A 15,648-nucleotide genomic window follows, 5' to 3' on the forward strand; every position below is an offset into this window, starting at 1 on the left:
CGATATCAATGATTGAAAATCCGATTAAGCGCCGTCCCACTCGTAAAATTCGTGTCGGTTCTGTGTATGTAGGTGGGGATGCCCCGATCAGCATCCAGAGCATGACCAATACTGAAACCTGTGATGTGGCTGCAACGGTTGCACAGATTCAGCGTTGTGTAGATGCCGGTGCCGATATCATGCGTGTTTCCGTACCGTCAATGGAAGCGGCTGCCGCATTTGGTGAAATTCGCAAACAGGTCAATGTACCTTTGGTTGCCGATATTCACTTCGACTATAAAATTGCTTTGGCTGTTGCCGATCTGGGCGCAGACTGTTTGCGGATTAACCCGGGCAATATTGGCTCGGAAGCGAAAATTCGTGAAGTGGTGGCTGCGGCGAAACATCATGACATTTCCATGCGTATCGGGGTGAATGCCGGTTCGCTGGAAAAAGATATCCAGAAAAAATATGGTGAACCTACAGGTCAGGCCTTGCTTGAATCTGCCATGCGTCACATCGATATTCTGGATCGTTTAAATTTCCACGAATTTAAAGTCTCCGTTAAGGCATCCAATGTGTTCCTGACGATGGATGCTTATCGTTTGTTATCTCAGCAGATTGATAATCCATTACATCTGGGTGTGACTGAGGCAGGGATTTACCGTACCGGTTCGGTGAAGTCAGCAATCGCGCTTGGCGGTCTGCTCATGGAAGGCATTGGCGATACCATGCGTATTTCGCTCGCAGCTGAGCCTGAAGAAGAAGTGAAAATCGGTTTTGATATTTTAAAATCACTGGGTCTGCGTTCCAACGGCATTAACTTCATTGCCTGCCCAAGCTGTTCACGCCAGGAATTTAACGTGATTAAAGTGATGCAGGCACTGGAAGAGCGTCTGGAAGATATTCGTACCCCCATGGATGTTTCCGTGATTGGCTGTAAAGTGAATGGTCCGGGTGAAGCCAAAGAAGCCGATATTGGCGTAGTAGGTGCAAGTCCGCGTTCACTGGTGTATCGTAATGGCGAGAAAAGCCATTTAATCGATACCAATCAATTGGTTGATGAAATCGAATCTATGGTTCGTCAACGTGTTTCCGAGCTTGAAGAAGCTAAATCTAAAGAGATTATTCGCACAGGTTTTTCTGAGTAGATCATGAGTTCAATTGTCGCAATCAAAGGTTTTAATGACATTCTTCCAACGCAAACCCCCGCGTGGAGACGTCTTGAACAACATTTAGCATCGCTTATGGATGCTTATGGCTACCAGCAAATCCGCTTGCCGATGGTTGAGCAGACCAATCTGTTCAAGCGTTCAATTGGTGATGCAACCGACATCGTCGAAAAAGAAATGTACACCTTCTTGGATAAAGGTAATCCGCCTGAGTCCTTGACGCTGCGTCCGGAAGGGACTGCGGGCTGTGTACGTGCCATGCTGGAGCATAACCTGCTGCGCGGCGCGACACCTCGTGTATGGTATATCGGTCCAATGTTCCGTTATGAAAAACCGCAAAAAGGCCGTTACCGCCAGTTCCACCAGTTTGGCGTGGAAACTTTTGGTGTGGCAACGCCAGACCAGGATGCCGAGCTGATTCTGATGACGGCACGTCTGTGGAAACGCATGGGTGTGGCCGACAAGGTTCAACTTGAACTCAACACTTTAGGTGAGTCTGATGAACGTGCGGCATACCGTGCAGCACTGGTCGAATTTTTAGAGTCGCATAAGGCAGACCTGGATGAAGATTCTCAGCGTCGTTTGACCACAAACCCGCTGCGTATTCTGGATTCTAAAGATGCCAAAACTCAGTCGATTCTTGAAAATGCACCTAAACTGCATGACTTTATGGGTGAAGAAACCCTGGCGCATTTTCAACAATTACAGCAATATTTGACGGATGCAGGCGTAAGCTTCGTGATCAATCAAAAATTGGTTCGTGGTCTGGACTACTACAACAAAACAGTCTTTGAATGGACCACGACACATTTGGGTTCACAAGGCACCGTATGTGCCGGTGGCCGTTATGACGGTCTGGTGGGTCAATTGAAAGGCAAGGCTGATCAATCGGTACCTGCGGTTGGTTTTGCCATGGGTATGGAACGGTTGTTGCTGCTACTTGAACAGGTAGAAGATAATACCCCCATCCGTGACTGTGAAATGTTCCTGGTTTCAGACCCTGCAACTCAAGGTCAAGCCTTGGTTCTTGCCGAACAGATCCGTGACCAGCTGGAAGCAGCTAGTAGCAGTATCCGTTTGAAAACCGGTTCACAGGGCTCAATGAAGAGCCAGATGAAAAAAGCCGATCAGGCCGGGGCGGTTTATGCTTTAATCTTTGGTCAGCGTGAGGCGGAAGCGCAGCACATTCTGGTCAAGGAACTGGCAACAGCAGAACAGACCGAAATTGCAGTGGCTGACTTTGTGCCATTTATCATTGAAAAATTTTCTTCAAAATAAGCCGAATAACATAAGGAAAAGGTAATCCCATGAACGCATTGAGTGATGAAGAACAACTTGATAACTTAAAATCTTTCGCTAAAAAATATGGTTCTGCCATGATTAGCGGAATTTTAATTGCGTTGATTGCCTTTTTCGGTTGGGAATATTGGCAGAAGAAAAATCTGGCTGAGTCTCAAATGAAAACAGCCAAGGTTCAGCAGTTAATGGACGATGCAAAAAGTGCAGCAGGCGATGCCAATGCATTTAATGCATTGTCTGCAACTGCGGATAAAGTTGTTAAAGAAGCACCAGATTCTGTACAGGCTATTCAAACCCAATTATTAATGGCCAAGCTGGCTTATGACAAAGCCGATTATGCACATGCAGAACGTGCCTTGAAAAAAGTTGAAAATTCCAAACTGGATGATGCCGGTTTAGTGCAAGTGGTTAAGCTGCGTTTGGCTTATGCCCAGCTGGCACAAAAGAAATATGATGATGCCATTAAAACATTGGCTGCGGTGACCGATCCTGCGTTTAAGGCGACCGCCGATGAAGCGCGTGGTGATGTCTATGTGGCTAAAAATGATATCGAAAATGCTAAAAAATCGTATATGAGCGCATGGGATGCGTTGCTTGAACGTAAGCAAGAACGTCAAATTTTACAAATTAAACTCGAAAGTGTCGGCGTTTTAGTTGATGATCCTGATGTTGAACGCCCAATTTTAGAAACACAAGTGGATGAGTCGTGATGGATAGAAAATACAAAATACCGTTTGCACTAACAATTTTAACATTTGCACTTGCTGGTTGTTCGACCAATAAAACTAAGGTGGAAGAGGTTAAACCGAATCCATTGCCTAAATTGGTGCAAGCAAAGACTCTTGTTCCTGTATTTTCTCAAAGTGTTTCTTCGACCAGTAAAGCAGACCCGTTACGCCTGCGTTTAGATGCCGATAACGGCGTGGTTTTTGCTGTCGATCCAAATGGTGAAGTGGCTGCCTATCAGGGTAAACAGCGCTTATGGCAGCAAAAAGTTTCCAAGCAGGGCTTGAGCTCGGGCATAGAAGCCGGTGAAGGCATTGTGGTTGTCGGCAATAAAAAAGGCCAGTTGTTTGCTCTGGATCAGGCCACAGGTGAGCAAAAATGGACTGCACAGTTGTCGGGTGCCATTTTATCTGCGTCACTCATTCAGTCAGGTCGTGTGATTACCATTACCAATGATGATACGGTCTATGCGCATGATCTGGCGACAGGTCAGCAAGTCTGGACCTATAATCTGCCGAATGTACAGTTCAGCCTGCGTGGTATTGCGACACCGGTTGCGCTTGACCCGCGTACTGTCCTGATTGCTTCATCCAATGCCTATATTTATGCACTGGATATTATCAGTGGTGTGCCGCGTATGCAGCGTCGTGTTGCTGTGAGTGATGGGCGTTCGGATATTCAGCGTCTGAATGATCTGGATGGCGATCCGGTTGTGGCGGGACAATTCCTGGTAACAACCAGCTACCAGGGACAGGTAACGGTGATGGATCTGGCTAGCCAACAAGTGGTGTGGAGCGAAGATGCTAGCAGTATCCAGCGTCCTGAAGTTTTCAATAATACCGTTTATGTGGCTCAGGCCGATGGAAAAATCACGGCTTATTCACTGACCACCGGTGAGCAATTGTGGCAAAATGATAGCTTGCTGAATCGTCAGCTCAGCAATCCGGTGATCTTGGGCCAAGACCTGGTGGTAGGTGATTTGGACGGCGTATTGCATCTCATTGATCCGGCAACAGGCCAGCTGATTGGTCGTTCAAAAACCAGTGGCGAAGTGCGTACCCTGCGTGTGATTGATAACCAACTTTATGTAGCGACTCGTAAGGGTGCCTTAAGCATCTGGCAGAACCGTTAATTTTTTTCAGCCTTATGTTAAACTAAGCTAACCGTATTTTTTTACACGGGGGATTGAGCATTCAATGCCCCGTGTTTTATTTATTTTTGGCTACTTATTTCTTCCATTGTTTCTGATTGTTCAGACCAGACCTACTGGCTGATCTTGAATAAAGGTTAATCTATGAAACCCGTAATTGCGCTCATTGGTCGTCCGAACGTCGGAAAATCAACGTTGTTTAACCAGATCACCAAGAGCCGTGATGCGCTTGTTGCTGACTTTGCCGGTCTGACTCGTGACCGCAAATATGGTGACGCGACATATCAAAATAAATCATTCATCGTTGTCGATACTGGTGGTATTGGTGAAACTGAAGGCGGAATCGACTCGTATATGGCTGAGCAGTCCAAAACAGCCATTCACGAAGCCGACATGATCATCTTTGTGGTCGACGCACGTGCCGGACTGCTTGCATCTGATGAGCAGATTGCACGTGACTTGCGTACCTTGGGCAAAAAAGTATTCCTGATTGCCAATAAAGTAGATGGCGTACATGCCGAAGCTGCGCTGGTTGAATTCTACAAACTGGGTATGGGCGAACCGCTACAAGTTGCTGCCAGCCATGGCCGTGGCGTACAGCAGATGCTTGAAGAAGTGCTGCAAGATGTACCTGAAGATGAAAACCTGGATGAACATGACCGTGACACAGGCTTGCGTCTGGCAATTATTGGTCGTCCAAACGTGGGTAAATCGACACTGGTTAACCGTCTATTGGGTGAAGAACGTGTGGTGGCATTTGACCAACCCGGGACAACACGCGACTCGATTTATATTCCGTTCGAACGTGATGGCCGCAAGTACACCCTGATTGACACAGCCGGTGTGCGCCGTAAAGGTAAAGTGGATGAAATGATCGAGAAATTCTCGATTGTGAAAACTTTACAGGCCATGAAAGACGCACACGTGGTTGTGATTGTGGTAGATGCGCGTGAAGGGATTGTCGAGCAAGACTTGCATTTAATCGGTTATGCGATTGAAGCCGGTCGTGCGATGGTGATTGCGATCAACAAATGGGACAACATGTCCGAGTATGACCGTAAGCAATGCAAGCTCGATGTGGAACGCCGCTTTGACTTTATTCCTTGGGCGAAAATTCACTTGATCTCTGCATTGCATGGTACGGGCGTAGGTGATTTATATCCGTCGATTCACCGTGCATACGATTCTTCCCACTTGAAAGTGTCACCGGCAAAAATCACGCAAATTTTGAATGACGCAACCGATGCACATCATCCACCGAAAGTCCAAGGTCGGGCAATCAAAATGCGTTATGCGCATATTGGGGGACAAAACCCGCCGACGATTGTCATTCATGGTAACAAGGTGGATAAAACCCCTGCGGACTATCGTCGTTATTTGGAAAACGTGTTCCGTAAAGTGTACAAACTTGAAGGCACACCGGTGAAAATTGAGTTTAAAACCTCAGAAAACCCGTTTGAAGGACGTAAATCTCAGATTGATGAACGTACTGCAGCGCGTAAGCGTCGCTATGTTCAGAAGTTCAAGAAAGCCGAGAAGAAATTTAAACGGGGTTAAGCACCTGGTTTAAATGGTATGAAAAGCCCAAAGTGATCTTTGGGCTTTTTTATTTTAAGATAGGCATCTATTTTTGAAAGGTGATCTTCGTGAGCAGACTGATACGGGTGGAGGTAAGTGCACTGGAGCAGATCGTTGATCTGGATCCTGCACTCGATCGCAAGCGCAAAATTCAGCTGCAAAAACAGCAAATCCATCATTTCCGTAATCAATTACTTTCCGAGCAATTGCAGGTCAGCATTCAGCATGAGCAGTTGGCAACCACTGAGCATGGTAAGCCGTACTTGGTCAATTTTCCTGAATTTTATTTTAATCACAGTCATAGCCAAAAAAATTATGCTTTGGCGACCAGTAGAAACATGCCCGATATCGGGGTGGATATTGAAGATCTGGATCGCAAGGTCAGGTTTGAAGCACTGGCGAGTCATGCCTTTCATGCTCATGAATTAAAGTACTGGAATGAACTTGAACAGGATTCAGCCTATTGGTTTAAAGTCTGGACCACCAAGGAAGCTGTATTGAAAGCTGCCGGACTGGGCGTACGCTTAAATCTAAACGAGTTAAATACCCAGGTTCATCCAGTGCATGACGGCGGATTATGCAGCCATCCTTTAATTGGAACATTTGCCTATCAGAACTTTCATTTGGGCCATGTCATGCTCACGGTTGCCTGGCGATCAGAAGCTTCCTGTAAGGGTTTTGCTTTTCCTGAAATCAAAATCGTTTTGTCACCTTAACATATGTTTTTCTTATTTCTATCACTGTAAGGCCATAACAGATTTAAAGTGGAAAATTGAATCAGGATCAATGGCAGATCAAAAAAATAAAAAAACGAGTGGGTAATATCACCCGTTTTTTAAGGAATATGCTCAATGCAGCTAGCACAGAGCATTGATAAAAAGATTCAATGATTACTGAAGACCATCTTCGTTGTGGTCTACTTCGATTCGATATAGTTTTGTTCCATTATAGGCATAAATTAAACGTCCAGCCTGCTTGTAATAGGTCTCAATACGGAACTGATCTTTAGAAAAAGCGCCTGCAACGGGTATCCAAGCTTTGGCAGTCTGATAGCTTCTTTGATCAGTTGAAGCACCGACTAAACTTTCTACCTGACGTTTAGACATGCCAATTTTTAACTGGGAAAATTTGGAATTCTGGTAGTCTCCAACAATTTCGCCGGTATAACTGCCATCAATCGAAACCTCTTTGGTGGCATTGCCATTCGGTACTGCATTGATTGAATTATTCTGAGACGTATGTTTATCGGATGAAAATGGCATAGTTGAACATGCCATTAAACTTAAGCTGCTGATTGAAATAAGAAGAAAATTTTTCATTATTATCGCCTTATCTTATTAAATTCATATGAAGGGGGAGTATAGAAATAATTTTAGTCAAAATAGTGCTATTGCCCATAGTTGTTTTTTAAGTAAAGTTTTACCAATTGTTATGGGGAGTAGGGCTTTCTTCTTCTGATCAATTTTTTGCAATTTTAGGTTTTTTAAAGCATATATAAGAACGCACATCCTATTTTTCAGAAAGTTTTGTCATACTTTTTTTTAGCCACAAACATATGCGCTAAACGACAGAATTCTTTTATTGTTTATTTTTTTGCTCGGCTTGATATTATAAATCCCTGCACTCAAATTAAACATTTTTTTAAAAAAAGAGCCTGTACATTAAGCTCTTTTAATATTGATTTTATTTATTCCCTTTTCGCCAAAAACATATTACTCATCCGATTTACAAACTGAGGACTCACTTTAGACAGGCTGAACAGGATTTTAGATTTGAAGCCTACAGGTTGGTGAGTCGGGGTAAATATGCTGTCTTTTACCTGAACTTGTCGATAGATCTGATTTGCTACATCTTCAGCGCTTAAGTGTACCCCCATATTTTTAATGCTGCCGGCATCCATATCTTTAACCATGGCCGTTTGTACAAAGAGCGGCATCACATCTAATACCCGAATGCCATATTTTTGCCACTCAATATCTAATCCTTCAGTAATGCCACGTACAGCAAATTTACTGGCTGAATATGTCACCAAATCTGGCTGCCCATAAATGGCAGAGGCAGAAGACAGGTTAATCACACGAGCAAAGGAGGCTTTTTGTAAATAGGGCAAGGCGGCATGACAACCATTCAACACACCTTTGACATTGATATCGATGGTTCGATGATGTGCGGTAATATCGGTCTGTTCAAAAGCACCTGAGTAGAGAATGCCTGCATTGTTGACTAAGACATTAATTTCACCAGACCAGGCCTGAAATTCGCTTAAAGTGTGCTGCCATTGGCTATAATCAGAAACATCGAGTAAACCGGCCTTAGCCCGTGTGCCTAACTGTTGAGCCAGCGCTTGAGCCTGATCAATATTGATATCATAAATGCCGACTTTATAACCGTGTTGATAAAACAGTGTCGCAATAGCAGCCCCAATGCCTTGTGCTGCACCACTAATGAAGATACTGTGCATCTGAATTTTCCTTTTCGTTTTGTATTGTTGTGCTTCATTTTTAATGAATTTATCTTCAGCATAACAGAAATGGAGTGTGGAGATAGTTGTTTAATCTGAAAGGATGGGAGTAATGAAAACATGGATAAATTATTGGCAGTGATGCGAGAGTTACGTGAAAAATGTCCATGGGATCAGCAGCAAACCCCACAAAGCTTAACCCGATATGCCATAGAAGAAGCCTATGAAGTTGAAGCTGCGGTCAGGGCGGGACATGCAAATGAAGTGCGCGATGAACTGGGCGATTTACTGCTGCAAGTGGTGTTTCAGGCGCAAATGTACAGCGAACAGGGTGCTTTCGATTTCAATGATGTGGTCAATGCCATTACTGAAAAACTGATTCGCCGTCATCCTCATGTCTTTCAGGCCGAGCAATATTCACAATTGAGCGCGGAAGATGTAGCCATACTCTGGAAGCAAATTAAACAGCAGGAAAAGCAGGGCAAGGCACAATCACGTTTAGATGAAATCAAGCATGGACCTGCCATCCAGCAAGCACATGAAATTCAAAAAAAAGCTGCCCAAATCGGCTTTGACTTTCCTGAAGTGTCAGATGCTTATGAGAAACTGAACGAGGAATTGGGCGAATTACAGCAGGCCATGCAAAATCACAATTCCGACGAAATATTCGACGAATTTGGCGATTGTTTGTTTTCACTGATCAATGTTGGACGTAAACTAGGGCTTTCGAGCGAAATGGCACTGTTAAGTACCATTCATAAATTTAGAACACGTTTTGCTTTCATAGAAGATCAGGCTCAGCAACAACATAAGAATATTGAAGCCCTGTCATTAGAAGAAATGGATCTGCTTTGGGAGCAAGCAAAACAACAATTAAAATAATAGGCCTCTCAATATGAAAAAAATAATATCTACCCTGAAGGGATTTTTTTATCTTTTTGGTTTGCTGTCTTTGTTGAGTGTATCCAGTAGCTATGCTCAACAGTTCGACCAGGAATATTTAAAATGGAAGGCTGAACAAGAGGCTCAGGATGCACGGTTAAAAATACCGCGCGTCTCAACCCGGGATTATTATTTGGCCAGACCTGCTTTAAACTCCGCGACTTCAGCGACCAGCAAAATCAATCTGAATCAGGCCAATGCTGAACAGCTACAAGCACTGTCCGGGGTCGGCCAAAAGAAAGCTGAAGCGATTATTGCCTATCGGCAAAAAAATGGAAAATTTAAAAATATTGAAGAATTGCAACAGGTCAAGGGCATTGGACCTGCGCTATTTAGCAAGAATAAAAACCGTTTAGGCCTGTAGAGGAATGGTAATAGCCGCTTAGAATATTGAACAAAGTATTGAGCATCGAGATAATCAAATTGCCCTTTGATTGTGTTAGAGATATGATTAGCGTCATCTTAGATATTTTACGTTCAGACGTAGGAGACAGCGTCTTTTGCAAACTTTGCGCGCGTCAAAATGTGGTTTATCAACCGCTCAATTACCTTCTTCCATATTAGATGTTATCGATGCTTTAACCAAGGCTGGCTATGAAGCTTATATCGTCGGTGGAGGTGTCCGTGACTTGATCTTAGGTCTGAATCCTAAAGATTTTGATGCTGTCACCAATGCCACTCCGGCTCAGGTAAAAGAAGTTTTCGGACGACGTTGCCGTATTATCGGACGACGTTTTGAGCTTGCTCATGTCTATGCCGGCCGCGAGCTGATCGAAGTCGCTACTTTCCGTGCACCGCCTAAAAAAGCCGTCACTTCTGCTTCAGGCATGATTTTACGTGACAATAACTGGGGCACGATTGAACAGGATTTTGCCCGCCGTGACTTTTCCATTAACGCGATGTATTACCAGCCGCGTAAAGGGATTGTGCTAGATTTCTGTCATGCTATTGATGATATAAAAAATAAAACCTTGCGCTTGTTGGGTGACCCGACCTTACGTTTTGAAGAAGATCCGGTACGGATGCTGCGTACTTTGCGTTTTGCTGCAAAATTAAATTTTAATATTGCCCCTGAAATTTTAGAGATTTTTACGCCTGAAATGACCCAGCTGTTGCGTGATATCTCTCCGCACCGCTTATATGATGAATCACAAAAATTATTCACCATGGGGCATTTAAATCGTGTTCTGCCCATGTTGATAGATTTCGGTATTTGGCGTCAGCTGTTTGCAGACATCAGCCCGGATATCTCCACCTTTATCGAACGTGCTGCAATCAATACCGATCAGCGTATTCAAATTGGCAAGACCATCAATCCTGCATTCTTTTATGCGGTATTGTTGTGGAAACCTTTTCTAGAGCGTTGTGACTTTTATTTAGGTAAAGGGATTGTTCCGGCAGAGGCAAGAGCACAAGCCGGTTTGGATGTTTTAAAACGCCAGGCCACCCGGACCATCATTCCACGTTTTGCAGAAACCTTTATACGTGAAGTGTGGGAAATGCAAACGCGTTTGCTTAATCCGAAGCCGCAGCAAATTCAGGCTTTATCAACACATGCGCGTTTCCGTGCCGGATTTGACTTTCTGTTACTGCGTGAGAAATCGGGTGATGATACCACTCAGGGTATGGGCCTATGGTGGGATGCGTATCAACAGATGTCTACTGATGAAAAAGAACGTGCCATCAGTCAATATAACCGCCAGCGTGCAAAAAGCCGTCGCAAGGCAACTCCAGAAGATGTGGTGGAAGCAAAACCGGTTGCTGCAGTTACTGAAATTGAGCCTTTGGTGAACGAGCCTGAACCGCGTAGTCGTCGTGAACGCAAGAGTCGGGCAAAATCTGAAAAACCTGTTCAAAATGTTGCCTCAGGCGGCTCGGAAATTGGTTATGACCATCCAATTTTAAAACGCAAACGGGTCAAGCGTGATTTAAGCCAGGTGATTTTTGGACCGACACAATGATGACAGTAACCTACATCGGCTTAGGCAGTAACCTGGGGGATTCACGTCAAATTCTGGCAGAAGCCGTACAGAAGCTGGCAACGCTGGGAGCCGCGAAAACCTCCAGGTTGTACCAAAGCCCTCCAATGGGGCCGCAAGACCAGCCCAACTACTTAAATGCAGCTGTACAGCTGGTTACAGACCTGGAACCCCTTGCATTGCTGGATGAATTGCAGCGTTTTGAACAGGAATCAGGTCGGGTTCGACTGCGCCGTTGGGGCGAACGGACTTTGGACCTGGATCTCCTGATGTATGGCGAAGAACAGATTCAGAATGAGCGTTTGACCGTGCCACATATTGGTGTCATGGAGCGGGATTTTGTGCTGATGCCATTACTCGATTTAGAGGCAAATTTACAAATCAAAGGACAATTATTAAAAGATTTACCGATATTGCAACATCCAACGCTTAGCGTATTGGATGATGGAAATTGGGCAAATATTTAATTTTTTGCATGACCGCTTGAGAAAGTCGTCATAAGAGGAAGATCCAGATGATTAGTCTAAGTGACTTAAGAAAATTTAAAGCGCAAGGCCGCAAATTCTCCTGCCTGACTTGTTACGATGCGAGTATGGCGAAAGCAATGGAAGTTGCTGAAATTGATACAATTCTGGTGGGTGATTCTTTAGGAATGACCATTCAGGGTTGTGATTCTACCTTACCTGTGACAGTACAGGATATGGCTTATCACACGGCAGCCGTTCGCCGCGGCAACCAGCATGCCTTTATTTTGACCGATTTGCCGTTTATGAGCTATGCCACGCTGAATGATGCATTAATCAGTGCCAAACAAGTGATGCAAGCTGGTGCGCACATGGTAAAAATAGAAGGTGGCGCATGGCTGGCGGAAACCGTTCAGGTTTTGACCCGTAATGGTATTCCTGTGTGTGTGCATTTGGGCCTGACCCCCCAATCCGTACATGTGTTTGGCGGCTATAAGGTTCAGGCGCGTACCCGTGAAGCTGCCGATCAGCTGATTGCCGATTGTAAGTCTGTGGTGGAAGCTGGTGCTGCGCTGCTGCTACTGGAATGTGTTCCGGCGCAGGTGGGTAAGGAAATTAGTGAGTTGTTTCCGCATACGCCTGTGATTGGCATTGGCGCGGGGGCAGACACGGACGGCCAGGTGCTGGTTGTTCAGGATATGCTTGGATTGACCGGTGGTCATGTGGCCAAATTTGTCCGTAATTTTATGAAAGAACAGGCAGGGGAAACTGCAATTCTGGATGCTTTTAAGGCTTACCATGCTGCGGTACAAGATCAATCTTTTCCTGCTAAAGAACAAACTTTTCAAGTCGAGCTGTAAACATGAAAACAGAAACCACCATTCAGGGATTAAGCGCTTCACTGAGTCCAGCTCGATCGGCACGAAAAATTATCGGTTTTGTCCCGACCATGGGTAATTTGCACGAAGGGCATTTAAACCTGGTGCGTGAAGCCAAAAAAATCTGTGATGTTGTCGTGGTCAGTATCTTTGTCAATCCGATTCAGTTTGGACCCAACGAAGACTTTGACAGCTATCCGCGGACTCTGGAACAGGATAGCCATTTGCTGGCAGATGTTGGCTGTGACATTATTTTTGCGCCGAGTGTTGAGCAAATGTATGGAAACAAGCCACGTTTAACCAATATTAGTGTGTCTGAAATTACCAATGACTTATGCGGGTTGCAGCGTCCGGGTCATTTTGATGGCGTGGCGGTGGTGGTCACTAAACTGTTCAATATTGTTCAGCCCAACTATGCCTTCTTTGGTGAAAAGGACTATCAGCAACTGGCAGTGATTCGTCAGTTTGTGCGTGACCTGAACATTCCGCTGGAAGTGATTGGTGTACCGATTACCCGTGCCAAAGATGGTTTGGCGCTCAGTTCGCGTAATGGTTATTTGAGTGCAGAACACCGTGCCATTGCACCGACCATTTACCAAAGTTTAACCGCTGCCGAACAGCAATTGCACAGTGGTGTCAGTCTTGCGGAAGTGTTAGAAAATATGAAGCAAAAGTTGACACAAGCTGGTTTTATTGTGGATTATGTGGAAGCGCGTACTCCAGAATTACAAAAAATAGAAGCTTTTGATCAGGATGTGGTGCTGTTTGTGGCAGCCAAATTGGGCAAAACCCGACTGATTGACAACTTGCAGGTTAAGCATACTGCATAAACTTCGCTATTAAGGACAGCCTTGCCATGAAGCGTATTTTAATCGTTACAGGACAATCCGGATCAGGAAAATCATCTGCCCTGCAGGTGCTGGAAGATCTGGGCTATTACTGTATTGATAATTTACCGCTGGCATTGCTGCCGGAAATTGTAGAAAAGCTGGATCGTGACAATAACCTGGAACAGCTGGCGCTGGGCGTAGATGTGCGCAGCACCCGTGCAGACCTGCAAGAGTTTGATCATGTTTTTGAACAACTGCAGAAGCATGGTTCGGTGGATATCATTTATTTGACCACCCAGGACCAGGAACTGATTTCCCGCTTTAGTGCATCACGTCGTCCTCATCCTTTAGCCAGTCGGTTTAAAAGTTTGAATGAGTGTATACAGGAAGAAAAAACCTTATTGCTTCCCATACAATTGCGTTCAACGGTCCATATTGATACAACAGATAAAAGTGTGCATGATCTGAAACACACCTTATTGTCTAAACTTGGACAATCAGATAACCTGATTTTAATTTTACAATCATTTGGTTATAAACACGGTATTCCGCTTGATGCTGATTATGTGTTTGACGTACGTCATTTGCCGAATCCACATTGGGATCTGGAATTGCGCAAATATTCAGGTTTAGATTTGCCTGTGCAACAGTTTTTGCTGCAAAGTGAACAAACCAATGAAATGTTTGAAGACATTTATCGTTTTTTAGATAAATGGTTGCCTGCCTTTGCAGAAGGTCATCGTCACTATATGACAGTATCCATTGGCTGTACCGGCGGGCAGCATCGTTCCGTATATATCGTAGATAGACTCAAAAAAGCCCTTGAGGAAAAATGGTCTATCCAAGTCCTCCACAGAGAAATGAAGCACTGGTCATGATTGACACAACTGTTGACGTAATTAATAAACTAGGTTTACATGCGCGTGCGTCTGGAAAGCTAATCGAAGTTACCACCAAATTTCGTTCATCGATTCAAATTGGTAAAGGCAACAAATTAGTAGATGCAAAAAATATTATGTCCTTGCTGATGCTCGGTGCAGGCAAGGGCACAACTTTACGCTTAGTGCTTGAAGGTGCAGATGAAGAACAGGCTTTATCTGAAATTCAGGCATTATTTGCAGCAAAATTTTACGAGGCAGATTAATCGTGGCACGTCGACCGAACCGTTTTACTGAAGATGACTTTGAAAGTTTAGAAGGACGTGCGAGTAAAACCGAACAGAAAAAAGCAGTTCAGCGCATGGCTGCTTTGGGTGAGCAACTGGCTCAGTTAAGTATCAAACAAATTAAAAACCTTCCGGTGGAAGAACGTCTGATTGATGCTTTACTGGATGTGCAAAGCATTACTTCACATGAAGCGCGTCGCCGTCAGTTTCAGCGTGTAGGAAAATTATTGCGTAATGAAGATGAAACCATGATTTTGTCTTACCTTACCCCGCAGCAGGGTGCGAAAAAAACCGCACAGTTGCAACGTTGGGTCGATCGTATGATCGCGCAAGGTGATCCGGTGATTAAAGAGTTCATAAAAGCGCACAATGCCGCCGAGCATCATGCGATTCGCCAGCATATTTTGCGTATCCATCGTGATATCAAAAATCAGGCAACCGAAGAAGAGCTAGCAGCATCCAAGTTAAAACTGTTTAACTATATTCAGCAAGTGGCTTTGATTTCAGATAATTGATCTGGAGCTTTGCTGGACAATAAAAAAGCGACTCAATCGAGTCGCTTTTTTATGTCTTAAGATTGCTCTCTTGCGCTTTGCGAAAAAGCAGTATGTTGTCGCTTGTTCAGGGAGAGAGTTAGAGAGAGGGCCGCCAGCTTCTATTCCAAAAAATATATTTCAAGCAAATATTTTTCAAATAGCTAAGTGGCAAATCACATATTTCTTAAATGCCTATGACCTCTCCCTAACCCTCTCCTACAAGGCATAGGTATCTACACATCTTTAGGTACCTAATGCAATGGTTGCGATTTCATTCAGTTCATCTATTGAATATTCTGAGAGCAGTTGAAGGGTGCTCAGTAAAATGGAAAGTCCTGCCAATATGGCAGGCGCACTTTCTATCTTGCCTCTTTTCTGCTGTCTGCCTGAAAGACGGGCCAGAAATATACGAATTTTCTGATTTTGTTCATCTTCAGAACGCTGTATTCGCCAAGTCAGCACACACGCCATACTGCTGATCAGGAGCCG

Annotated in this window: 17 protein-coding genes and 1 pseudogene; 15 read left to right on the top strand and 3 right to left on the bottom strand. The window is 44.4% G+C overall.

The annotated features are described in order from the left end of the window. Nucleotides 1-8 precede the first annotated feature (8 nt). The 6 genes from ispG to H4I94_RS02555 all read left to right on the top strand — a co-directional run bounded on the left by ispG (nucleotide 9) and on the right by H4I94_RS02555 (nucleotide 6,620). Nucleotides 9-1,130, top strand: a complete 1,122-nt coding sequence (gene ispG / locus H4I94_RS02530) for a flavodoxin-dependent (E)-4-hydroxy-3-methylbut-2-enyl-diphosphate synthase (RefSeq protein ID WP_092819021.1) — start codon at nucleotides 9-11, stop codon at nucleotides 1,128-1,130. 3 nt (nucleotides 1,131-1,133) lie between these two features. Further along, nucleotides 1,134-2,429: a histidine--tRNA ligase gene (gene hisS / locus H4I94_RS02535; protein WP_261181309.1), complete on the top strand. Its 1,296-nt coding sequence runs from the start codon at nucleotides 1,134-1,136 to the stop codon at nucleotides 2,427-2,429. Nucleotides 2,430-2,458: 29 nt separating this feature from the next. Further along, nucleotides 2,459-3,160: a YfgM family protein gene (locus tag H4I94_RS02540; RefSeq protein ID WP_261181311.1), complete on the top strand. Its 702-nt coding sequence runs from the start codon at nucleotides 2,459-2,461 to the stop codon at nucleotides 3,158-3,160. Beyond that, nucleotides 3,160-4,308: an outer membrane protein assembly factor BamB gene (gene bamB / locus H4I94_RS02545; RefSeq protein WP_261181317.1), complete on the top strand. Its 1,149-nt coding sequence runs from the start codon at nucleotides 3,160-3,162 to the stop codon at nucleotides 4,306-4,308. Before H4I94_RS02540 ends, bamB begins: the two co-directional genes overlap by 1 nt. Nucleotides 4,309-4,470: 162 nt before the next feature. Continuing rightward, nucleotides 4,471-5,883: a ribosome biogenesis GTPase Der gene (gene der, locus H4I94_RS02550; RefSeq protein WP_261181318.1), complete on the top strand. Its 1,413-nt coding sequence runs from the start codon at nucleotides 4,471-4,473 to the stop codon at nucleotides 5,881-5,883. Nucleotides 5,884-5,972: 89 nt separating this feature from the next. After that, nucleotides 5,973-6,620: a 4'-phosphopantetheinyl transferase family protein gene (locus H4I94_RS02555; protein WP_261181319.1), complete on the top strand. Its 648-nt coding sequence runs from the start codon at nucleotides 5,973-5,975 to the stop codon at nucleotides 6,618-6,620. Nucleotides 6,621-6,794: 174 nt separating this feature from the next. On the opposite strand, the gene H4I94_RS02560 is transcribed toward H4I94_RS02555, so the two are convergent. Both H4I94_RS02560 and H4I94_RS02565 read right to left on the bottom strand, forming a co-directional pair. After that, nucleotides 6,795-7,223 carry a hypothetical protein gene (locus tag H4I94_RS02560; RefSeq protein WP_261181320.1) on the bottom strand — a complete coding sequence of 143 codons (429 nt, stop codon included), beginning with the start codon at nucleotides 7,221-7,223 and terminating at the stop codon, nucleotides 6,795-6,797. A 368-nt stretch (nucleotides 7,224-7,591) separates the two neighbouring features. Next, complete coding sequence (locus H4I94_RS02565; protein ID WP_261181321.1) at nucleotides 7,592-8,365, bottom strand: SDR family oxidoreductase; 774 nt, start codon at nucleotides 8,363-8,365, stop codon at nucleotides 7,592-7,594. Between the two features lie 120 nt (nucleotides 8,366-8,485). On the opposite strand from H4I94_RS02565, the gene mazG reads away from it, so the two are divergent. From mazG to yjgA, 9 genes are all read left to right on the top strand, one after another. After that, nucleotides 8,486-9,247, top strand: a complete 762-nt coding sequence (gene mazG, locus H4I94_RS02570) for a nucleoside triphosphate pyrophosphohydrolase (protein WP_261181322.1) — start codon at nucleotides 8,486-8,488, stop codon at nucleotides 9,245-9,247. A 13-nt stretch (nucleotides 9,248-9,260) separates the two neighbouring features. Next, nucleotides 9,261-9,671 (top strand): ComEA family DNA-binding protein, encoded by a 411-nt coding sequence (locus H4I94_RS02575; RefSeq protein WP_261181323.1) that lies wholly within the window; start codon nucleotides 9,261-9,263, stop codon nucleotides 9,669-9,671. A 136-nt stretch (nucleotides 9,672-9,807) separates the two neighbouring features. After that, complete coding sequence (gene pcnB, locus H4I94_RS02580; protein WP_261181324.1) at nucleotides 9,808-11,268, top strand: polynucleotide adenylyltransferase PcnB; 1,461 nt, start codon at nucleotides 9,808-9,810, stop codon at nucleotides 11,266-11,268. After that, complete coding sequence (gene folK, locus H4I94_RS02585; RefSeq protein ID WP_261181325.1) at nucleotides 11,265-11,753, top strand: 2-amino-4-hydroxy-6-hydroxymethyldihydropteridine diphosphokinase; 489 nt, start codon at nucleotides 11,265-11,267, stop codon at nucleotides 11,751-11,753. The genes pcnB and folK overlap by 4 nt, the downstream gene beginning before the upstream one ends. Nucleotides 11,754-11,800: 47 nt before the next feature. Further along, nucleotides 11,801-12,610: a 3-methyl-2-oxobutanoate hydroxymethyltransferase gene (gene panB / locus H4I94_RS02590; RefSeq protein WP_261181326.1), complete on the top strand. Its 810-nt coding sequence runs from the start codon at nucleotides 11,801-11,803 to the stop codon at nucleotides 12,608-12,610. Nucleotides 12,611-12,612: 2 nt separating this feature from the next. Next, nucleotides 12,613-13,458 carry a pantoate--beta-alanine ligase gene (gene panC, locus H4I94_RS02595; RefSeq protein ID WP_261181327.1) on the top strand — a complete coding sequence of 282 codons (846 nt, stop codon included), beginning with the start codon at nucleotides 12,613-12,615 and terminating at the stop codon, nucleotides 13,456-13,458. Between the two features lie 26 nt (nucleotides 13,459-13,484). Beyond that, nucleotides 13,485-14,336 (top strand): RNase adapter RapZ, encoded by an 852-nt coding sequence (gene rapZ / locus H4I94_RS02600; protein ID WP_261181328.1) that lies wholly within the window; start codon nucleotides 13,485-13,487, stop codon nucleotides 14,334-14,336. Next, nucleotides 14,333-14,602 (top strand): HPr family phosphocarrier protein, encoded by a 270-nt coding sequence (locus H4I94_RS02605; RefSeq protein ID WP_086175841.1) that lies wholly within the window; start codon nucleotides 14,333-14,335, stop codon nucleotides 14,600-14,602. Before rapZ ends, H4I94_RS02605 begins: the two co-directional genes overlap by 4 nt. A 2-nt stretch (nucleotides 14,603-14,604) precedes the next feature. Then, on the top strand, nucleotides 14,605-15,138 hold the full coding sequence (gene yjgA, locus H4I94_RS02610) for a ribosome biogenesis factor YjgA (protein ID WP_092819007.1): 534 nt from the start codon (nucleotides 14,605-14,607) through the stop codon (nucleotides 15,136-15,138). 264 nt (nucleotides 15,139-15,402) lie between these two features. Here the strand turns inward: yjgA and H4I94_RS02615 are convergent. Then, nucleotides 15,403-15,648 (bottom strand): annotated as a pseudogene (locus tag H4I94_RS02615) (transposase); the annotation flags it as partial.

The organism is Acinetobacter sp. T_3_1, from assembly GCF_025377055.1.
In the GTDB taxonomy this organism is placed as follows: Bacteria; Pseudomonadota; Gammaproteobacteria; order Pseudomonadales; family Moraxellaceae; genus Acinetobacter; species Acinetobacter kookii.